Annotated in this window: 21 protein-coding genes; 3 read left to right on the forward strand and 18 right to left on the reverse strand. The window is 71.5% G+C overall.

Going from position 1 to position 20,133, the window contains the following annotated elements:
* Positions 1-136 precede the first annotated feature (136 nt).
* Positions 137-658, forward strand: coding sequence for a hypothetical protein (locus K4G59_RS03450; RefSeq protein ID WP_231249315.1), 522 nt, complete (start codon positions 137-139; stop codon positions 656-658).
* On the opposite strand, the gene K4G59_RS03455 is transcribed toward K4G59_RS03450, so the two are convergent.
* The 5 genes from K4G59_RS03455 to hisD form a co-directional block, all read right to left on the reverse strand.
* Positions 655-1,593, reverse strand: a complete 939-nt coding sequence (locus K4G59_RS03455) for an L-lactate dehydrogenase (RefSeq protein WP_308189338.1) — start codon at positions 1,591-1,593, stop codon at positions 655-657. The genes K4G59_RS03450 and K4G59_RS03455 overlap by 4 nt on opposite strands.
* A gap of 67 nt (positions 1,594-1,660) precedes the next feature.
* The gene (hisH, locus tag K4G59_RS03460) at positions 1,661-2,299 is read right to left on the reverse strand and encodes an imidazole glycerol phosphate synthase subunit HisH (RefSeq protein ID WP_231249317.1); all 639 of its coding nucleotides are present in this window, start codon (positions 2,297-2,299) and stop codon (positions 1,661-1,663) included.
* On the reverse strand, positions 2,296-2,904 hold the full coding sequence (hisB, locus tag K4G59_RS03465) for an imidazoleglycerol-phosphate dehydratase HisB (RefSeq protein ID WP_207081809.1): 609 nt from the start codon (positions 2,902-2,904) through the stop codon (positions 2,296-2,298). The genes hisH and hisB overlap by 4 nt, the downstream gene beginning before the upstream one ends.
* Positions 2,901-4,031, reverse strand: a complete 1,131-nt coding sequence (locus K4G59_RS03470) for a histidinol-phosphate transaminase (RefSeq protein ID WP_231249318.1) — start codon at positions 4,029-4,031, stop codon at positions 2,901-2,903. Before K4G59_RS03470 ends, hisB begins: the two co-directional genes overlap by 4 nt.
* The gene (gene hisD / locus K4G59_RS03475) at positions 4,028-5,350 is read right to left on the reverse strand and encodes a histidinol dehydrogenase (RefSeq protein WP_231249319.1); all 1,323 of its coding nucleotides are present in this window, start codon (positions 5,348-5,350) and stop codon (positions 4,028-4,030) included. Before hisD ends, K4G59_RS03470 begins: the two co-directional genes overlap by 4 nt.
* A gap of 78 nt (positions 5,351-5,428) precedes the next feature.
* Between hisD and K4G59_RS03480 the strand changes: the two genes are divergently transcribed.
* Together K4G59_RS03480 and ybaK are read left to right on the forward strand one after the other, a co-directional pair.
* Complete coding sequence (locus K4G59_RS03480; protein WP_231249320.1) at positions 5,429-6,094, forward strand: LON peptidase substrate-binding domain-containing protein; 666 nt, start codon at positions 5,429-5,431, stop codon at positions 6,092-6,094.
* Between the two features lie 131 nt (positions 6,095-6,225).
* Entirely contained in the window at positions 6,226-6,714 is a 489-nt protein-coding gene (gene ybaK, locus K4G59_RS03485) for a Cys-tRNA(Pro) deacylase (RefSeq protein WP_231249321.1), read from the forward strand.
* 16 nt (positions 6,715-6,730) lie between these two features.
* Here ybaK and K4G59_RS03490 read toward each other — a convergent pair whose 3' ends face one another.
* The 13 genes from K4G59_RS03490 to K4G59_RS03550 all read right to left on the reverse strand — a co-directional run bounded on the left by K4G59_RS03490 (position 6,731) and on the right by K4G59_RS03550 (position 20,132).
* Positions 6,731-8,482, reverse strand: coding sequence for a DUF3352 domain-containing protein (locus K4G59_RS03490; RefSeq protein ID WP_231249322.1), 1,752 nt, complete (start codon positions 8,480-8,482; stop codon positions 6,731-6,733).
* Positions 8,483-8,567: 85 nt separating this feature from the next.
* Entirely contained in the window at positions 8,568-9,110 is a 543-nt protein-coding gene (locus K4G59_RS03495; protein WP_231249323.1) for a hypothetical protein, read from the reverse strand.
* On the reverse strand, positions 9,107-12,676 hold the full coding sequence (gene dnaE / locus K4G59_RS03500; protein ID WP_231249324.1) for a DNA polymerase III subunit alpha: 3,570 nt from the start codon (positions 12,674-12,676) through the stop codon (positions 9,107-9,109). The genes K4G59_RS03495 and dnaE overlap by 4 nt, the downstream gene beginning before the upstream one ends.
* A 159-nt stretch (positions 12,677-12,835) precedes the next feature.
* The gene (locus K4G59_RS03505; protein ID WP_231249325.1) at positions 12,836-13,798 is read right to left on the reverse strand and encodes a DUF2332 domain-containing protein; all 963 of its coding nucleotides are present in this window, start codon (positions 13,796-13,798) and stop codon (positions 12,836-12,838) included.
* Positions 13,799-13,914: 116 nt separating this feature from the next.
* Complete coding sequence (locus K4G59_RS03510) at positions 13,915-14,613, reverse strand: GNAT family N-acetyltransferase (RefSeq protein ID WP_231249327.1); 699 nt, start codon at positions 14,611-14,613, stop codon at positions 13,915-13,917.
* Positions 14,603-15,541: an RluA family pseudouridine synthase gene (locus K4G59_RS03515; protein ID WP_231249328.1), complete on the reverse strand. Its 939-nt coding sequence runs from the start codon at positions 15,539-15,541 to the stop codon at positions 14,603-14,605. Before K4G59_RS03515 ends, K4G59_RS03510 begins: the two co-directional genes overlap by 11 nt.
* Positions 15,538-16,089, reverse strand: coding sequence for a signal peptidase II (gene lspA / locus K4G59_RS03520; RefSeq protein ID WP_231249329.1), 552 nt, complete (start codon positions 16,087-16,089; stop codon positions 15,538-15,540). The genes K4G59_RS03515 and lspA overlap by 4 nt, the downstream gene beginning before the upstream one ends.
* Positions 16,062-16,856, reverse strand: a complete 795-nt coding sequence (locus K4G59_RS03525; RefSeq protein WP_231249330.1) for a TraR/DksA C4-type zinc finger protein — start codon at positions 16,854-16,856, stop codon at positions 16,062-16,064. Before K4G59_RS03525 ends, lspA begins: the two co-directional genes overlap by 28 nt.
* A gap of 169 nt (positions 16,857-17,025) precedes the next feature.
* The gene (locus K4G59_RS03530; RefSeq protein WP_231249333.1) at positions 17,026-17,781 is read right to left on the reverse strand and encodes a DivIVA domain-containing protein; all 756 of its coding nucleotides are present in this window, start codon (positions 17,779-17,781) and stop codon (positions 17,026-17,028) included.
* 108 nt (positions 17,782-17,889) lie between these two features.
* Entirely contained in the window at positions 17,890-18,186 is a 297-nt protein-coding gene (locus K4G59_RS03535) for a YggT family protein (protein WP_231249334.1), read from the reverse strand.
* 14 nt (positions 18,187-18,200) lie between these two features.
* On the reverse strand, positions 18,201-18,686 hold the full coding sequence (locus K4G59_RS03540; RefSeq protein ID WP_231249336.1) for a cell division protein SepF: 486 nt from the start codon (positions 18,684-18,686) through the stop codon (positions 18,201-18,203).
* A 61-nt stretch (positions 18,687-18,747) separates the two neighbouring features.
* Positions 18,748-19,449, reverse strand: coding sequence for a YggS family pyridoxal phosphate-dependent enzyme (locus tag K4G59_RS03545; protein WP_231249337.1), 702 nt, complete (start codon positions 19,447-19,449; stop codon positions 18,748-18,750).
* On the reverse strand, positions 19,446-20,132 hold the full coding sequence (locus tag K4G59_RS03550; RefSeq protein ID WP_231249338.1) for a purine nucleoside phosphorylase YfiH/LACC1 family protein: 687 nt from the start codon (positions 20,130-20,132) through the stop codon (positions 19,446-19,448). Before K4G59_RS03550 ends, K4G59_RS03545 begins: the two co-directional genes overlap by 4 nt.
* Position 20,133: the final 1 nt, after the last annotated feature.

Consider the following 20,133-nt stretch of genomic DNA (forward strand, 5'->3'; position numbering starts at 1 on the left):
GACAGCGGGGCGTCTAAAACTGACGGACGTCATTGACAGCGGGGCGGGGTCGCGGTACGCCTCGCTCGGCCACTCGACCACCGATGGAGCACGACGGTCTCGAATCTCGGTGGGGCGTCCCGACTAGCGTGGCAGCGTGATCGGCGATCGATGGGGAGTGACGCAGGCCGAGGTCGAGCGGCGCTACGGATGCGACGCGCTCGTCACCGATCCCACGCTCCAGGCATGGCGGGGCGTCACCGTGCACGCCGAGCCGGACAAGGTGTGGGCGCGGCTGCGGCAGGTGCGGATCGCGCCGTACTCCTACGACCTCGTCGACAACCTCGGGCGCCGCTCGCCGCGCGAGCTGCGCGACGTGCCGGAGCCCTCCCCCGGCGCCCCGTTCACCCGCGCCTTCGGGATCGACCAGGGTCAGGTGCTGGCTGTCGACCCCGGACGCGAGATGACGGCGCGGATCATGTCGGCGTACATGTCGTACGCAGTCGTGCCGGGGGCCGCTGGCACCCGGCTGCTGCTGAAGGTGGCCGCGCGCACCCACCGCGTGCTCGCGCCAGTGCTGTCGGTCGGCGACCTGGTGATGGCCCGCAAACAGCTGCTCACGCTGAAGGCGCTCGCCGAGTCGGACCGGAGCGCGTCGGGCCAGAGCGCGTCGGACTAGAGGCCCAGGCTTCGCGCCACGGCCGTGACCGCAGCGGCCGACGAGGTGAGCGCCTCGAGCTCGTCGTCGCTCAACGGGGTGGCGAGCACGCTCTCGATGCCGTTGCGCCCGACCACCGACGGCATCGACAGGCAGACGTCGGCGAGCCCGTGCACGTCGTCGAGGCGTGAGGTCACCGGCAGCACCCGGTGCTCGTCGTCGAGCACCGCCTCGAGGACGCGGGAGACGGCCAGGCCGATCGCCAGGCTGGTGGCGCCCTTGCCGGCGATGATCTCGTAGGCCGAGGAGACCACCTGGTGGTGGATGCGGGTGCGCACCTCCTCGTCGAGGGTGCGTACGCCGTTGCCCTCCCAGTCCGTCACGGGCACGCCCCCGATGGTGGCGGTGGACCACAGCGGGACCTCGGAGTCGCCGTGCTCGCCGGCGATGTAGGCGTGCACGTTCTGCACGGCCACGCGGGTGTGCTCGGCGATGAGGAAACGCAACCGGGAGGAGTCGAGCACCGTGCCGGAGCCGAAGACCCGGTGCGGCGGCAGGCCGCTGAACTCCAGCGCCGCGTAGGTCACCACGTCGACCGGGTTGGTCACCACCAGCAGCAGCGCGCCGGGCGCGAGGCGCACGAGCTCGGGCACGAGCTCGCGGCACATCGCCACGTTGGCCGCGGCGAGGTCGAGGCGGGTCTGGCCGGGGTCCTGCTTGGCGCCGGCCGTGATGACGACGACGTCCGCCCCGGCGCAGACCTCGAGGTCGTCGCTGCCGGTGATGCGGGCCATCGGGGTGAACTGGAGGCCGTGGTTGAGGTCGAGCACCTCGGCGCGCACCTTGGCGGCGTTGAGGTCGAACAGTGCGAGCTCACGGCAGGTGCCACGGATCTGTGCCGCATAGGCGATGGCGGTCCCGACCGCTCCGGCTCCGACCACTGCGACCTTGGACACGCACGACACTGTGGCACGCCACGGCGCGCCGCGACCACTGGTGCAGACCGGAGGACGGCACCAGATCTCAGGCGCGCAGCGACGCGACCCAGTTCTTGAGAAGCTCCGCGCCCGCGTCGCCGGACTTCTCGGGGTGGAACTGCGTCGCCGCGAGCGGCCCGTTCTCCACCGCCGCCACGAACCGGTCCCCCCCGTGCTCGGCCCACGTCACCAGCGGCGCGCGGGTCCGGTCGTTGGTGACCAGGTCCCACGACCGCGCGGCGTAGGAGTGCACGAAGTAGAACCGCTCGTCCTCGATGCCGCTGAAGAGCCGCGACCCGGACGGCACCTCGACGGTGTTCCAACCCATGTGCGGCACCACGTCGGCCTCGAGGCGGGTGACCAGGCCGGGCCACTCGTCGCATCCGTCGGTCTCGACGCCGTGCTCCACCCCACCGGCGAAGAGCACCTGCATGCCGACGCAGATGCCGAGCACCGGCCGGCCACCGGCGAGCCGGCGCCCGATGATGCGGTCGCCCTTGATGGCACGCAGGCCCTCCATGCAGGCGGCGTACGCCCCCACGCCGGGGACCACGAGGCCGTCGGCCGCGAGTGCGGTCTCGAAGTCACCGGTGAGAGTCACCTCGGCACCGGCGCGCTCGACGGCCCGCACGACCGAGCGGAGGTTGCCCGAGCCGTAGTCGAGGACGACGACGTCAGGGGTCACAGGCTGCCCTTGGTCGACGGCACGCCCGTCTCCCGCGGGTCGATCGCGACCGCGTCGCGGAACGCCCGGGCGAACGCCTTGAACTGCGCCTCCACGAGGTGGTGGGGGTCGCGGCCGGCGAGCACACGCACGTGCAGCGCGAGGTGGGCGTGGAAGGAGATGGTCTCGAAGACGTGGCGGGTCAGGGAGCCCTGGTACGCCGCACCGGTGCCGCCGATCGCGACGTAGACCTGGCCCTCGGGCTCGCCGGTGTGCACGCAGTAGGGGCGCCCGGAGACGTCGACGACGGCCTGGACGAGCGCCTCGTCGAGCGGCACGGTCGCGTCGCCGAAGCGGCGGATGCCGGACTTGTCGCCCAGCGCCTCGCGCAGCGCCTGGCCGAGCACGATCGCGGTGTCCTCGACGGTGTGGTGGGCGTCGATGTGGGTGTCGCCCTCGGTGCGCACGACGAGGTCGGTCAGCGAGTGGCGCGAGAAGGCGTCGAGCATGTGGTCGTAGAACCCGACGCCGGTGGACACCTCGGAGCGGCCGGTGCCGTCGAGGTCGACCTCGACGAGCACCTTCGACTCCTTGGTGGTGCGCTCGATCCTGGCGGTGCGGCTCATGCTTGCTCCTCGTTCGCGTCGATGGTCACGTCCATCAGTGCCTTCCTGAATGCTGCCATCTCGTCGGGCGTGCCGACCGAGACGCGCAGCCAGCCCTCGGGACCGGTCTCGCGGATCAGCACCCCGCGGTCGACCAGCCCCTGCCAGACCGCGTGCCGGTCGCCGAAGCGGCCGAACAGCACGAAGTTGGCGTCGGAGTCGGCGACCTCGAAGCCCTGCTCGCGCAACCAGGTCACCGTCGCGTCGCGCTCGGCGCGCAGGTCGTCGACCCGGCCGAGCAGCTCCGGGGCGTGGCGCAGCGCGGCGAGCGCGGTCGCCTGGGTGACGGCCGAGAGGTGGTAGGGCAGCCGCACCACCCGGATCGCGTCACCGATGGCGGGGTCCGCCGCGAGGTAGCCCAGCCGGGCGCCCGCCAGCGCGAATGCCTTGCTCATCGTGCGCGTCACCACGAGGTTGCGGTGCTCGGGCAGCAGCTCCAGCGCGCTCGGCGTACCGGCGCGGCGGAACTCGCCGTAGGCCTCGTCGACGACCACCAGTCCTCCGGGCTCGTAGGTCGCAGCGGCCTCGCAGAGCATGGACACCGCCTCGGGCGGGAGGGCCGTGCCGGTGGGGTTGTTCGGGCTCGGCAGCAGCACCACCGACGGCTTGCGTTCGAGGACCAGCTCCCGCGCGACGTCGAGGTGGAGGGAGAAGTCCTCGGCGCGGTGGCCGGCCACCCACTCGGTCATGGTGTCGCGGGCGTACTCGGGATACATCGAGTACGTCGGCGCGAAGGACAGCGCGACGCGTCCCGGACCGCCGAAGGCCTGCAACAGCTGCAGCATCACCTCGTTGGACCCGTTGGCCGCCCACACCATGCCGGGCGTGATGCCCGAGCCGCCCGACGTGTTGAGGTACGCCGCCAGCGCCTCGCGGAGCTCGACGAACTCACGGTCGGGGTAGCGGTTCAGCGTCACCGCCGCCTCACCGACCGCACGTGCGATGTCGGCCGCGGCCTCCGGCGAGGGCCCGTAGGGGTTCTCGTTGACGTTGAGCTGCACCGGCGCCTGCTCCAGCGTGAGCTGGGGCGCGCCGTAGGGCTCGATCCCCTGCAGCTCCTCGCGCAGGGGTGGGAACCGGCCGGTCACGGCTGCGTGGGCTCGGCGTCGAACCGGACGCTGACCGCCTGGCCGTGGCCGGGCAGGTCCTCGGCCCCCGACAGCGCCACCACGTGGTCGGCGACCTCGGCGAGCGCCTCACGCGAGTAGTCGATGACGTGGACCGACTTGGTGAAGGCGCGCACCGACAGCCCGCTGGAGTGGCAGGCGCAGCCGGCGGTGGGCAGCACGTGGTTGGAGCCGGCGCAGTAGTCGCCCAGGGACACCGGGGACCACGGGCCGACGAAGATCGCGCCCGCGTTGCGCACGCGCGCGGCGTGCCGGGCGGAGTCGCGGGTCTGGATCTCGAGGTGCTCGGCGGCGTAGGCGTCGACGACGGCGACGCCCTGGTCCATGTCACCGACCAGCACGATGGCGGACTGGCGACCGCTGAGCGCAGTGAGGATCCGCTCGGTGTGACGGGTCGCGTGGACCTGCTTGTCGAGCTCGGCCTCGACCGCGTCCGCGAGGGCGAGCGAGTCGGTGACCAGCACGGAGGCGGCCATCGGGTCGTGCTCTGCCTGGCTGACCATGTCGGCCGCGACGTACGCCGGGTCGGCGCTGTCGTCGGCCAGGATCGCGATCTCGGTGGGCCCTGCCTCGGAGTCGATACCCACCACGCCGCGCAGCAGCCGCTTGGCCGCCGCGACGTAGATGTTGCCGGGACCCGTCACCAGGTTGACCGGCTCACAGGGACCGGCACCGTAGGCGAACATCGCGATCGCCTGCGCGCCCCCGACGGCGTACACCTCGTCGATCCCGAGCAGCGCGCACGCGGCCAGGATCGCGGGCTCCGGCAGACCGCCGTTGGACTCCTGCGGCGGGCTGGCAAGGGCGATCGAGCGCACCCCGGCGACCTGGGCGGGCACGACGTTCATCACGACGCTGCTCACCAGCGGTGCGAGCCCGCCGGGGACGTAGAGGCCGACGCGGTCGATGGCCACCTTGCGGTGGGTCACGGTCGCGCCGGGCGCGACCTCGCTGGTCACGTCGTGCTCGAGCTCGGCCTCCGACGTCATCCGCAGCCGTCGGATCGACTCCTCCAGCGCGGCGCGGACGCCCGGGTCGAGCTCGTCGAGCGCGGCCCTGACGGCCTCGCGCGGCACGGTGATGTCCTTGGTCTCGACGCCGTCGAACCGGGCGGAGAACTCGGTGATCGCCTCGACACCCCGGGCCCGGACGGCGTCGATGATCGGCTGCACCTGATGCGTCGCGGCCTCGACGTCGAACTCGGCGCGAGGCACGCTCGCGCGATAGTCGACGGACGCCCGGTCGGCGTCCCGCAGGTCGATGCGGCGGATGAGGGACATGGCCCTGAGTCTAGGTTCCCCGGCGGGTCGGACCGAAGTCGCGGGTGCCGGGTGGACACGCCCGGCTAGTCTCGCAACGTGAGCGACCCGCTGCCGATGTTCCCGCTGAACACCGTGGTGTTCCCGGGGATGAGCCTGCCGCTCCACGTCTTCGAGGACCGCTACCGGATGCTCGTGCGGCACCTGCTCACGGTGGACGACCCTGCAGCGCGGGTCTTCGGCACCGTGGCGATCCGTGAGGGCTACGAGGTCGGCGACCACGGTGCCCAGTCGGTCTACCGGGTCGGGTGCGTGCTGCAGCTCACCGAGGTCGACAGCCGGGAGGACGGCACCTTCGACATCGTCGCGGTCGCGCGCGAACGGCTGAAGCTGGAGGAGATGTCGCGCGGCGACGAGTTCCCCCAGGGCATGGTCGCGGTGATGCCGGAGCCCGAGGTCGAGGTGCCCATCGACGTGCTCGACCGCGCGCGCTCGACCTTCACGGCGTTCCGGGCGGCGATGACCGAGCTCCAGGGCGACCCGTTCAGCGGCACGCTGCCGCGCGACCCCGACTACCTCGCCTGGACGCTGTCGGCCCTCACCCCGCTGCCGATGGCCGAGCGCCAGTCGCTGCTCGAGGCGCCCGACGCCACCGAGCGGCTCCAGCTGGTGACGCGCCTGCTCACCGAGGAGCTCCGCGCGATCAACGTCATCCCGTCGTTGCCCGCGACCCAGGTCGCGCGCACCGCGTGGTCGCCGAACTGAGACGCGCAGTGGCGCGTGAGGCACGAGCGCGGCGCGTGGGCGCGGCCAGATCGAGCAAGCGACGCGGCTGAGGAACGAAGCCGGCCGAGCGCTTCGAAATCCACCATCACGAACGCGAGGAGTGAGCAGCCGTGGCGAAACGCAAGACTCCCGGCGGCACCCCGGCCACGGTGGCGCTGGGCGCCGCGGGCATCGCCTTCGAGGTGCGCGCCTACGAGCACGACCCCCGCGCAGCGTCGTACGGGCTCGAGGCGGCCGAGGCGCTGGGCGTCGATCCGGCGCGGGTCTTCAAGACGCTGCTCGCCACGCTCGACGGCCGGCTGGTCGTCGGCATCGTCCCGGTCTCCGGGCAGCTGGACCTGAAGGCGCTGGCGCGCGCCCTCGGCGGGAGCAAGGCGGCGATGGCCGAGGTCGCGGCCGCCGAGCGGGCCACCGGCTACGTCGCGGGAGGGATCTCCCCCATCGGCCAGAAGCGCCCCCACCCGACCGTGCTGGACGCCTCCGCGCTCGAGCACGGCACGATCCTGGTCTCGGGTGGGCGCCGCGGTCTCGACCTCGAGCTCGCCCCGTGCGACCTGGTGGCGGTCACCGGTGCGGTGACCGCCACCATCGGTCGCTGAGGAAGGACGCGGCGACTCAGTCGGTCGTCAGCTCCAGCTGGCCGTGCAGCACGTCGCCGTCGACCCAGCTGCTGATCCCGAAGGCCGAGAGCGGCTCGAGGTTCTCGCTGACCTCGGGCATGTCGTCGGTGACCCGGACCAGCCAGTTCTCGTCGGCGTCGAAGTTGACGTAGAACACCGACTGGGCGTCGCCGTCCTCCACGACCCTGCCGTAGTCGTCGGTGCCCCCGAGGTCTCCGCCCGACTCCAGCTGGGCCCGGTAGTCGTCCTGGAACGCGAGGACGGCGTAGCCGTCGCCCTCGGTCACCCTCATCAGGTCGGCCATCTCGGACGGCACCTGGTCGCTGATCTTGTCGAGCACGGCCTGGATCTCCTCGGCGTCACCCTTGACGGTGATGCCGGCAGGAACTTCTCCGGGACCGCCGTTGGCGATCGCGTCCGGGTCGATGCCCTCGCCGAGGGAGATCGTCACGCCCTCGCCCATCAGCGTCTCGAGGTCCTCCGGGAACTCGAGCCCGGTCTCGCTCTCCAGCTCGGCGATCCCGTCGTCGATCGACGAGTCGCCGTCGGGCAGCGTGGTCTCGATGTAGTCGACGAACGCCTCCGCCCACCCCTCCTCGAGGGAGAAGCCCAGCGCGGCCACGGTGCCGTCGGGCAGGTCGGCGACCATCGAGGCGCCCACGTCGGAGTCGATGAACTGCGTCATGTCGGGCTGGTAGTTGGACACGGCGTACTCGACCTCGACCGACCCGTCGTCGAAACGGACGGTGGCGGCCATGCCGTCGAAGTCGTCGATCATCTGCTGGACCTCCGGCGGCACCTCGCCCGAGGCGGACCCGGCGTCGGAGGACGGGTCGCTCATCTCCGCCAAGCAGGCCTCGAACTCCTCGGACGTGGTGGCCGCGTCGAGGCAGTCCTGGTCGAACGCGTCGTCCGACCCGCCCGTGAAGCCTGGCGACATCCCGGTCAGCGGTGCGCCCAGCCCGGCGATGTCGCCGAGGTACTGCGCAGCACTCTTGGCTACGTAGAAGGTCATGAAGCCGTCGTCCCCGGCCTCGCCGGTCCACTTCCCGTACGCCGCGTCGTCGGCGAGGGTGCCGGAGCCACCGGCCTCGACCACCTGGTCGGCGATCTCGTCCGTCTCGGCCAGCACCAGCCAGTCGCCCTCGACGGCCCAGCCGCCCACGTCGCCGCTCTCGCTGCCCTCGTCGCTGCCCTCGGCCCCGCTGCCGCAGGTGTCGACCAGGGTCTGGACCCCTTGCTCGGCCGCGCCCGAGTCGGTCACCTGGACCACTGCGACCGGCGCGGGCTGGTCCTCACCGAGGTCGACGGCTGCCACCGCCGCCCGCGAACCCAGCCACGGCGCGACGTCCGCGGCGTAGTCGAGGCCCTCGCACTCGCCGGAGGAGGTGATCTCCTCGAACAGGCGCTCGCGGAGGTCGTCGTCGGTCTCGAGGTCGATCTCGTCGGTGAAGGCCGGGAACTTGCGCAGCGTCCGGATCGCCTCGATCTTCTGCCCGCCGCTCGGGTCGAGGTCGACGCTCATGTAGGCGACGGTCGAGGCGGGCAGTGCCTCGGCGGGCTGCTCGCCGGTGGCGAAGAAGCTGGTGGCCGCCCAGGCGCCGCCGGCGACGACCGCGCCGCCGGCGACGATGGCGCCGAGCGCGATCAGCCGCTTGCGGTTGTCGCTGTCGTTGTCGTTGTCGGGGGCGGTCGTGGCCGGCCCCGATCCCTCGAGGTACTCCGGTCCACCCGGTGACGTGCTCATCTTGCTCCCGCTCCCCCGTCGCAGCGTCCCGAGGTGCTCGGGACTACCAGTGTGGTCGCGGATCAGCCTACCCGCGCGAGGGCCGTCACAGGCCCCGACTTCCCAAGAGGTAGGTGCCGACCAGACCAGCCATCGCGCCCGCCGGGAAGGCGACCAGCGCGGTCGAGAGCCACGGCTCCCGATCGAGGTCCGGAGCAGTGAGTGCGAGGCTGCCCGAGAGCGGGGTGTAGTCCGGTGCGGCCGCCGCCAGTGCCTGCGGATCGGCCGGTCCCAGGGCGCTGCCGACGGCGTACATCACGACGGAGGCGAGCGACGCACCGGCGAGCACGCCGACGAGGGTCACGACCTCGTGGCCGCGCCGCAGCCCGGCCAGGGCGGCCAGCACGAGTCCCAGCGGGAAGGCGATGAGGACGAAGAGCGCGACGCCCTCGAAGGACACGTCGGGGCCGGCGGGCTCGAGGTACCACTGGCCCTGGTAGGTCAGGCCTCCGGGCGCGTCCCAGAGCCGTTCCCAGACCACGCCCGCGCCCGCGCCCGCGGCGACGAACACCGCGACGAGGACGCCCAGACGACCGAGCGCTCCTGCCGCTCCGCGTCTCTCCTGCTCGACGACCACCTGGTCGCTCATCCGGTCAGGCACCCCGGTCCGAGCAGCTGCTTGAGGTCGGCGAAGAGCGCGGGGCTGGGGCTGACGCGGAGGTTGTCGTCGAGGCGCAGCACCTTGGTGGAGCTGCGGGTCAGCAGGCGCAGCTGGACCTCGGTCATCCCGGGGTGCGTGCCGAGGACGTCGCGGAGCTGGGCGACGACCGGCGGGGTGCAGCGGGTCGACGGGAGGCTGATCACGACCGGACCGGCGGGGCCCTGCGTGAGGTCGGGGGCGCTGACCTCCTGGGCGCGCAGCTCGGGCTGGTCCTTGTCGCGCGAGAGCTGGCCCTTGATCCGCACGATCTGGTCCTCGACCAGCAGCGTGGACGCGAGGGTGTAGGCGCTCGGGAACAGGAGCACGTCGATCGCGCCGTCGAGGTCCTCGAGCGTGATGGTGGCCCACGGGTCACCGCGCTTGGTGATCTTGCGCGCGACCGAGGTGATGAGCCCGCTGACCGTGAGGGTGGCGCCGTGGGGGCGGTCCTCGTCGAGCATCAGCTGGCCGATGGTGCAGTCGGTCCCCTGGGACAGGACGTGCTCGAGGCCGAGGAGCGGGTGGTCGGAGACGTAGAGCCCGAGCATCTCGCGCTCGTGGCCGAGCAGGGTCATCTTGTCCCAGTCGTCGATGTCGGGGATGGTCACGCTCACCCCGAAGCCGGCGTCGTCCTCGCTCAGGCCGCCGAAGAGGGAGTCCTGGCCGATGGCCTCGTTCTTCTTGAGGTCGACGAACTGGTCGACCGCGGTCTCGTGCACCGCCACCAGCGCGCGCCGCTTGTGCGACATGTCGTCGAAGGCCCCGGACTTGATCAGCGACTCGACCACGCGCTTGTTGCACACCAGCGCGGGGACCTTCTCCATGAAGTCGTTGAAGTCGGCGTAGCGGCCCTTCTCCTCGCGGGCGGCGGCGATGCCGTCGACGACGTTGCTGCCGACGTTGCGCACCGCGGTGAGGCCGAAGCGGATGTCGGTGCCGACCGGGGTGAAGTTGGCGTGGGACTCGTTGACGTCGGGCGGCAGCACCTGGATCTTCATCCGGCGACACTCGTTGAGGTAGATCGCCATCTTGTCCTTGTCGTCCTTCACCGAGGTGAGGAGCGCGGCCATGTACTCCGTGGGGTAGTTGGCCTTGAGGTAGGCGGTCCAGTAGGTGATGACGCCGTAGGCGGCGGAGTGCGACTTGTTGAAGGCGTAGTCGGAGAAGGGGAGCAGGATCTCCCACAGCTTGTCGATCGCGACCTGCGGGAAGCCGCGCTCGAGCATGCCGGCCTGGAACCCGGCGTACTGCTTGTCGAGCTCCTCCTTCTTCTTCTTGCCCATCGCGCGGCGCAGGTTGTCGGCGGCCCCCAGGGTGAAGCCGGCGAGCACCTGCGCGATCGCCATCACCTGCTCCTGGTAGACGATGAGGCCGTAGGTCTCCCCCAGCACCGGCTCGAGCGCCTCGGCGAGCGCCGGGTGGATCGGCTCGATCGCCTCGCGACCGTTCTTGCGGCGGGCGTACTTGTTGTGGGAGTCGGCGCCCATCGGGCCGGGGCGGTAGAGGGCGCTGACGGCCGTGATGTCGGCGAAGGCGTCGGGCTGCAGCGAGCGGAGCAGCGAGCGCATGCCCGAGCCGTCGAGCTGGAAGACGCCGAGGGTGTCACCGCGGCCCATCAGCTCGTAGGTCGCCCGGTCCTCGAAGCCGAGCTCCTCCAGGACGACCGTCTCGCCCCGGTTGACCTCGATGTTGCTGATCGCGTCGTCGAGGATGCGGAGGTTGGACAGGCCGAGGAAGTCCATCTTGACCAGGCCGAGCGACTCGCACATCGGGTAGTCGAACTGGGTGATGACCGCACCGTCCTGCGGCCTGGCCATGATCGGCACGATGTCGATGAGCGGCTCGCTCGACATGATCACGCCGGCGGCGTGCACACCCCAGTTGCGGATCTGGCCCTCGAGACCGACGGCGGTCTCGTAGATGGTGCGGACGTCGGGGTCCTGGCCGTGCAGCGCGCGGAACTCGCCGCCGTCGTTGTAGCGCTTGTGGTCGGCGTTGAAGATGTCCTTGAGCGCGACTCCCTTGCCCATCACGTCGGCCGGGTAGGCCTTGGTGATGCGGTCGCCGATCGCGAAGCCGTGGTCGAGGACGCGGGCGGCGTCCTTGATGGCGGCCTTGGCCTTGAGCCGCCCGAACGTCGCGATCTGGGCGACCCGGTCGGCGCCGTACTTCTCGCTGACGTAGTGGATGACCTCGCCGCGACGGGCGTCGTCGAAGTCGATGTCGAAGTCGGGCATCGAGGGGCGCTCGGGGTTGAGGAACCGCTCGAAGAACAGTCCGTGCTCGAGCGGGCACAGGTCGGTGATCCGCAGTGCATAGGCCGCGATCGACCCCGCGCCCGAGCCACGCCCGGGTCCGACGCGGATGCCGTTGTCCTTGGCCCAGTTGATGAAGTCGGCGACCACGAGGTAGTAGCCGCAGTAACCCTTCTGGGAGATGATCGCGAGCTCCATCTCGACCCGCTCGCGGACCTCCTGGGTCGTCAGCTCACCGGGGTAGCGGGCCTCGATGCCGCGCCACACCTCCTTGCGGAACCACGACTCCTCGCTCTCGCCGGCCGGCACGTCGGCGCGCGCCATGTAGCCGCCGGTGGACTCGGTGAACTCCACCTCGCAGCGCTCGGCGATCGCTAGGGTGTTGTCGCACGCCTCGGGCATCCCGAAGCGGTCGCCCCACAGCTCGCGCATCTCGGCGGCCGACTTGATGTAGTAGCCGCCGCCGTCGAACTTGAGCCGGTTGGTGTCGGAGAGCCGCTTGCCGGACGCGACGCAGATGAGGGCGTCGTGGGCGGCGGCGTCCTCGGGGTTGTTGTAGTGGGAGTCGTTGGTGGCGATGGGCGGCAGGCCCATCTGCTTGCCGAGCCGCAGCAGGTCGTCGCGCACGCGCTTCTCGATGTCGATGCCGTGGTCCATCAGCTCGAGGAACACGTTGTCGCGGCCGAAGATGTCCTGGAGCTCGGCGGCCTCGCGGACTGCCTCGTCGTACTGGCCCAGGCGCAGCCGCGTCTGGATCGCGCCGCTGGGGCAGCCGGTGCTGACGATGAGGCCCTTGCTGTGCTCGGCGAGGATCTCCTTGTCCATCCGGGGCTTGAAGTAGTAGCCCTCGAGGCTGGAGCGCGACGAGAGCCGGAACAGGTTGTGCATGCCCTCGGTGCTCTCGGCCCACATCGTCATGTGGGTGTAGGCCCCGCCGCCGGCGACGTCGTTGCCGCCCTCCTCGGCCAGGTCCCCCTGGCCCCACCGCACCCGGCGACGCTCACCGCGCTGGGTGCCCGGGGTGAGGTAGGCCTCGATGCCGATGATCGGCTTCACGCCGTGCTTGCGGGCCTTGGAGTAGAAGTCGTAGGCACCGTGGAGGTTGCCGTGGTCGGTCATCGCGATCGCCGGCATGCCGAGCTCGCTGGTGCGGCTGAAGAGGCCGTCGAGCAGCGACGCCCCGTCGAGCATGGAGTACTCGGTGTGGACGTGCAGGTGCACGAAGCTGTCCGAGGAGCGTGAGGATGAGCCGGCCGACATGGAGGAGACTTCCGCACCTTTCGAGGAGTCGCTGACGGTGTCGTTTCTGGGGGGTCGCGCTGACTGCTCAGCCCTCGTGTCCAGATGGGGGAAGGCCGTCAGCCTACGTCAGTGTGCACGGCCCCACCGACAGGACACCCGGCCCTGCGACGGGTCGACTCAGAGCCAGTCGAGGGCGTGGCCGTGGCCGTGGCTGAGGGCTACCGGCACGCCGTCGAGCGCGGTCACGAAGCGTCCGGGCGGGACCGCGAGGCCACCGGTCACGTCCGGCAGCACGCGTGGTCCCTCGTTGCTGATCCAGCGGCACCGTCCGGCCGCGACGAGGTCCGCCATCAGCACGTGGAAGCGGCGTCGTCCGGGCTCGTCGAGGTACGCGATGACGGCGGAGTGGAGGACGACCGGGGTGCCGTGGGGAGCCGCCTGCTCCAGCAGGTCCGGCAGCCGGTCGAGGAGATCGCCGCGCACCAGCAGGGGTGGGTCGGCTCGGGCCACGTCGATCGCTGCCCGCAGGCGCCGGCGCCGCTCGTCCTGCTCGGGCCAGACCAGGTTCTCCAGCCACGCCGTCGCGTCGGGGTCGGCCACGTCGAGGGGGTTGAGGTCGATCCCGGCGCGCCAGGTCACCGCCGGGTGCCGGACGGGCACCGGCAGCGCTCCGCCGGCCCGCGCGGTGAGCACCGGCCCGCCGCTCCCCCGCAGCCCGCCCAGCGGCGGCCACTCGTAGTCGTAGCGCTCGGGGAACAGGCACAGGCCGGCGCTCGCACCGACCTCGACGAGCGCGAGGGGGCCCTCCACGAGCGTCAGCACGGGCACGAGCGTGGCGAGCCGGCCCACCTCGTTGGTCTGGGTGGCGCGGGCCATGACGGTGGCACGCACGTCCGGCTCCTGCTCGAGCAGCACCCGGCGCAGGCCGGCGTACGGCCCGGGCGCGGGAGCACCGTGCCAGCGGGCGGCCGCGAAGACGAGGTTGGGCTGGCGCTTGATCGTCGGGAGCGTGCCCAGCCAGGCCAGCACCTCGGGGTCGTCCGCGACGCCGCGCGCCCACTCCTCGAAGCAGGGCGAGTCGCCGGCCGCGTAGTCGGCGAAGTCGAGGTACTCGGCGATCACGTCGTCGTGGAGCAGCACGGCACCATCATGCTCCTGCCTCCGGCTGCTGCGCCGTCGCTGCGACGTGGGGCACGAACCGCTCGATCGCGGGGTCCTCGCTGAAGTGCAGGACCTCCCCGGGACGCGGCAGCACGTCAGCGGGCGGCGTCGAGGGACTCGGTGATGATGACGTCGACGATGCGCGCCACGCGTTCCTGGCCGAGCTCGGGGACGACCTCGGCGACCCGCCGGGCGATCTCGGCCTCGCGGCGGGGGTCGCGGGCGCCGGTGGGCTTGACGGCCTGCACGGCCCGCGTGAGCGCCGTACGCCGGGCGAGCACGTCGCCGAGCAACAGGTCGACCTCGTCGATCATCGTGCGGAGGCAGGCCACCGGGTCGCTGCCGGGCCACACGAGCCGGATGTCGGGCGCACGCTCCTCGTTGGCCGACCCGTCGGTGCGCTCGAGGGCGACGAAGCCGTGGCGGGCGTAGAAGTCACGGGCGGGATGGTTGGACTCGAAGACCCACAGGCCGACGCCGTCGGGATGCCCCGCCAGCACGTCGCGCAGCAGCGCGGTGCCCACTCCCCGGCCCTGCACGCCGGGGGCGACGTAGAGGTCGTCGAGCCAGGTGGGTGTGGCCCGGGAGTAGCCGGCGACGCGGCCGTCGAGCTCGGCCACGCGGACGTCGTACGCCGTCAGGTCCCAACCGGCGACCCAGGCGCGCACCTCGTCGTCGGGGTGCACCGCAGGCGGGAACGCCGGACCCGCGGCCGCACGGGCGGCGAGGTGGACCTCGGCGAGTGCCGGCAGGTCAGCGGCCGTGGCCGGACGCAGGACCGGCTCAGTGCTCATCACGGATGACCTCGAGCGCGTGCGCGAGGTCGTCGGGATAGGTGGACTCGTAGGTGACGTGGTCCCCGGTCTCGGGGTGCTCGAAGCCGAGGCGCATGGCGTGCAGCCACTGGCGCTCGAGCCCCACGCGCTTGGCGAGGGTGGGGTCGGCGCCATAGGTCAGGTCGCCGACGCAGGGGTGCTTCAGCGCGCTCATGTGCACCCGGATCTGGTGCGTGCGCCCGGTCTCGAGGTGGACCTCCAGGAGGCTGGCGAACCGGTGGGCCTCGAGCGTCTCGTAGTGGGTGATGCTGTGGCGACCGTCGCCCATCACGGCGAACTTGTAGTCGTGCTGCGGGTGGCGACCGATCGGGGCGTCGACCGTGCCGGCCAGCGGGTCGGGGTGGCCCTGCACGAGCGCGTGGTAGGTCTTGTCGACCGTGCGGTGGCGGAAGGCGTTCTTGAGCACCGAGTAGGCGCGCTCGGACTTGGCGATGACCATGACGCCGGAGGTGCCGACGTCGAGCCGCTGGACGATGCCCTCGCGCTCCTTCGCCCCGGATGTGGAGATGCGGAAGCCGGCGCCGGCGAGGTGACCCACGACGGTCGGTCCGCGCCAGCCCGGGGACGGGTGCACGGCCACGCCGACCGGCTTGTCGATCACGACGATGGCGTCGTCGTCGTGGATGATCCGGATGCCCTCGACGATCTCCGCCTTCACCTCCAGCGGGTCGCGCTCGGCCGGGATGGTGACGTCGAGCATGGCGCCGGCATGGACCCGGTCGCTCTTGCCGACGTCCGAGCCGTCGACCAGCACGTGGCCCTGCGCGATGAGGTCGGCGGCCTTGGTGCGGGAGAACCCGAACATCCGCGCCATGGCGGCGTCGACGCGCTCCCCCGCGAGACCGTCGGGCACCAGCACCGTGCGCTGCTCGGTGTGGGTGCTCATGCGTCGGACTCCCGGGTGCCGTCGAGGGCGATCCCTCGGAAGGTCTGCAGGATGATCAGCCCGGCTGCGACGTTGATGCAGATGTCGGCGATGTTGAAGACCGGCCAGTTGGGCAGCATCAGGAAGTCGACGACGTGGCCGTGCAGCGGCTCGGGGTCGCGCACCAGACGGTCGGTGAGGTTGCCGGCGACGCCACCCAGCAGGAAGCCCAGGGCCAGCGCCCATCCAGTGCTGGCGATGCGCCGGCTCAGCCACAGGACGACCACGACCGCGACCACGGCGAGGCCGGTGAAGACGATCGTGAAGTCGGTGCCGGTGCTGAACGCCGCGCCGGGGTTGAACGTCAGGTGGAGGACGAACCAGTCGCCCAGCAGCGAGATGTCACCGTCGGCGAGCTCGGCGAGCGCCCACTGCTTGGACCCCAGGTCGAGGGCGTACGTCACCAGCGCGACGGAGGCGAACAGCAGGAGGGCGCGGGGACGTCGACGGGACGGGTCGTCCTGGACTGTGTCGCTGGAACTCAGCGACGCTCCTCGCGCTGCTTGCATGACAGGCACAGTGTGGCATGGGGCACCGCCATCAACCGATTCTTGCCGATGGGGTTGCCGCAGGAGTCACAGACGCCGTAGGTGCCGTCGTCGATGTGGGCCAGGGCCCGGTCGAGCTGCCCCAGGGTCTCGCGCTCCTTGGCCAGGACGGTGAGCTCGTGGTCACGCTCGAAGCTGGTGGCGCCGACGTCCGCCTGGTCGTGGCCCGCACCGTCGCCGGCGTCGCGCATGAGGCGCGCCAGCTCCTCCTCGGCGTGGTCCACCGAGGTCGCCAGGCGCTCGCGGTGCTCGCGCAGGTCCTTGACGACCTCGTTGAGCTCGGCACGGGTCCAGGCGTCCTCGCCCTCGAGCACGACAAGGGTCGAAGGGGTGGCCTTGCGGGCCTTCTTCACGGGCGCAGCCTTCTCGGCGGACGCGGGAACGGCCTTGGTCACAGGAGCAGCCTTCGGGGTCGGGGAGGAGGTGGAAGCGGACTTCGTGGCAGGAGCCTTCTTCGCGGGAGCCGCCTTCTTGGCCGGTGCCGCCTTCTTGGCCGGTGCCGCCTTCTTGGCCGGTGCCGCCTTCTTGGCCGGTGCCGCCTTCTTGGCCGGTGCCGCCTTCTTGGCCGGTGCCGCCTTCTTGGCCGGTGCCGCCTTCTTCGCGGCGGACTTCTTCGCCGGCGCGGCCTTCTCCTGCGTGGGGGCCTCGGGCGCGGCGCCGCGGCGACCGATCACCCGCTTGGCAGCGGCCGCGGCAGTGCCGGCCAGGGACTTGCGCGTGCCAGCCATCTCCGAGGGCCTCCAGCCATGCATCGGGTGTGGCGGGAGCCACACGTGGCAGGGAGGTTAGCCGCTGGGGACGGGGGTTCCAACACTGGCTCGCCGAAATGCGAGAACGGCCACCCTCTCGGGTGACCGTCCTCCTGTTCACAGGCGTGTGCGAGCCTGCGTGGCCTGCTCAGCTCTCGTCGTCGCCGAGCACCGAGCGCAGGCGCTTCGGCGCGCTCGAGCTGTCGACCGGAGCCTGGCTCTCGCTGCCGTTGGCCAGGGCCTCCAGCTGCTGCGTGAAGTAGGTCTTCAGGCGGGAGCGGTACTCGCGCTCGAACTGGCGGAGGGTCTCGACGTCGCTGTTGAGCTTGTCGCGCTCCTTCTCCAGGTCACCGAACATCTGCTGGCGACGCTCGGCCGTCTCGGAGTCGAGCATCTGCGAACGCTGGCGGGCGTCGGCCTCCATGCGGTCGGCCTTGGTCTTCGACTCGGCCTCGAGGCGCTCGGCCTTGGTGCGCGCGGCGCCGACGATGCGGTCGGCCTCGTTCTTCGCGTCCTCGACGAGCTCGTCGGCGTTGCGCGTGGCGATCTCGAGCAGGCGGGCTGCGGCGTTGGACGCGTCGGCGATGTTGCTGACGCGAGCCGTCTGGACCGGCGCGGCGGCAACGGCCGCCGGGGCGGCGCGCTCGGGCTCGGGCTCCGGCTCGGGCTCCGGCTCCGGCTCGGGTGCCGCCGGCGCGAACGACGTGGTCGCGGGTGCAGGAGCGGACGCACCGGACTGGGCGGCGGAGAGCTTCGACCGCAGGTCGTCGTTCTCCTTGGTGAGCCGCGCGAGCTCAGCCTCGACCTCGTCGAGGAACTGGTCGACCTCGCCCATGTCGTAGCCCTCACGGAGGCGTACGGGCGTAAAGCGCTTGTTGCTCACGTCCTCAGGCGTCAGCGGCATGACCTCACCCAAACTTTCACGATCGATATCACGGTGGCTCTGCTGTCAGGAGACAATAGCGCCCGGGGATCCACGGGGCACAGTGACCCGTGTGGCGGATGGTTCAGCCTAGGCCGACAGGAAGAGAGTGGCGACCACCCTCAGCAGCAGCCAGGCTGTGACGAGCACGAGGATGAAGCTCAGGTCGAGGGCGACCGAGCCGATCCGCAGCGGCGGCACCACGCGGCGCAACGCCATGATCGGCGGGTCCGTCGCGGAGTAGACACCTTCCAGCGCCACGAGCAGGGGACCACGGGGCTCCCACTGCCGCGCGAAGACCTGGACCCAGTCCACGATGAACCGGATCCAGAGCAGTGCGATGAACAGGTAGAGGGCGACGTAGAGGGTGAGGCCGAAGTAGTACACGGGTAGAGACTGCCTCAGCTCTGGTTGAAGAAGCCGTCCTCGGCGATCCGCTGCTTGTCCTCGGCCGAGACCGCGACATTGGGCGGCGAGAGCAGGAAGACCTTGTTGGTCACGCGCTCGATCGTGCCTCGGGTGGCGAAGATGAGGCCGGCGGCGAAGTCGACGAGGCGCTTGGCGTCGTTGTCGTCCATCTCGCTGAGGTTCATGATCACGGGTGTGCCGTCACGGTAGTTCTCACCGATGAGGCGGGCCTCGTTGTAGTTGCGGGGGTGCAGGGTGGTGATGCGGCTCAACTCAGCCACGACTCCTGTCTGGACCGGCGCCGGACGACGGCGCTCGGCGAGGTCGGACACGGGGGCAGGGCGACGCTCGCGCGTGACCGGACGCTGGTCGACAGCCTCCTGGGTCGTCGTCTCGGTGTCGCCGTCGTAGTCGTCGTAGTGGCCCGTGTCCTCGAGCAGGCCGAGGTACTCGCCGATCTTGCGCATCGCGCCGCTCATGAGACAGATCCTCCGGTAGACCGGGCGCCCGGGTCCGGGCGCCGCTTGACTGATGTGGACACTACTTGACCGCGGGCCTCTCACCGAGGACCGCGGACCCGACACGCACGTGTGTCGCGCCGTGGCGGATGGCTTGCTCGAGGTCGCCGCTCATCCCCGCGGACAGCACGGTGGCGTCGGGGTGGGCCTCGAGGAAGGTGGCGCGGATCCGCGCCAGGCGCGCAAAGGCCTCCGCGGGGTCCTCCCCGAGCGGCGCCACGGCCATCAGCCCGCGCAGCCGCAGGTCCGTCGACTCCCCCACCGCGTCGGCCAGCGCCGCCAGGTCGTCGGGGTCGACACCGGCACGGTGACCCGCCCCCGGCGGGTCGAGGCTGACCTGGAGGAGCACGTCGACCTGCTGCCCGCGCGCACCGGCGCCGCGCGAGAGCGGCGTGACGAGCTTGCGGCGGTCGAGCGACTCCACCACGTCGGCGTACGACGCCACGGCCGCGGCCTTGTTGGACTGGAGGCCTCCGATGAAGTGCCAGCGCAGGCCCAGGTCCGCGCACTCGCGCTCCTTGGCCTCGGCCTCCTGGTGGCGGTTCTCGCCGACGTCGGTGACGCCGAGGTCGGCCAGCAGCCGCACGTCGGAGGCGGGGAAGAACTTGGTGACCACGACGAGCGACACGTCGTCGTCCGGTCGCCCGGCCTCGGCGCAGGCATCACGGATGCGACGGCGTACGTCCTCGAGGCGGGCGGCGACCTCTTCCGCGCGGGCGCTCACGGGTGGCTCCAGATGACGCCGGCGAAGCGGGTGGAGGCAGCGCCGTCGCGCCGGTGGGACGGCCACGAGGTGTCCTCGCGGGTGCAGGCGTCGACGGAGCGGACGTCGGTGATGCCCGCGGAGGCGAGCTGCGCGCGGACACCGGCCCCGAGGTCGAGCGCCGCAGTGCCCCACGAGGTGGTGGAGCGGGACTCCGGCACGACGGCGGCCACCTCGTCCTGCAGGTCTGCCGGGACCTCGTAGCAGGCGCCGCACACGTGGGGTCCGATCCAGGCCACGCTCGGGTCCGCACCGTGCGCGCGCAGGCGGGCGATGGTGGTCGGGACGACGCCGGCAGCAAGGCCGGGGCGCCCGCTGTGCACCGCGGCGATCCAGCCGGAGGCCGGGTCGGCCAGCAGCACCGGGACGCAGTCGGCAGCCCGCGCGAGCAGGGCGACGCCCGGCTGCGAGGTGACCAGGGCGTCGCAGGTGGGCGCGACGCCCGGGGCCTCGACCAGCTCGACACCGGCACCGTGCACCTGGTGCATGAGCACCGGGATCGCGCCGGACTCCTCCGCGACCAGGCGCAGTGCCGTGCCACGGACGGCCGGCTCGGCTGCTTCGCCGAGGCTGAGGGAGACGTCGGTGAAGGCGACCTCGATCACGAGGTCGCCTTCGATCCGGTCGCGATGGCGCAGGTTCACG

The sequence above is a fragment of the Nocardioides furvisabuli genome (assembly GCF_021083185.1).
Lineage (GTDB): Bacteria > Actinomycetota > Actinomycetes > Propionibacteriales > Nocardioidaceae > Nocardioides > Nocardioides furvisabuli.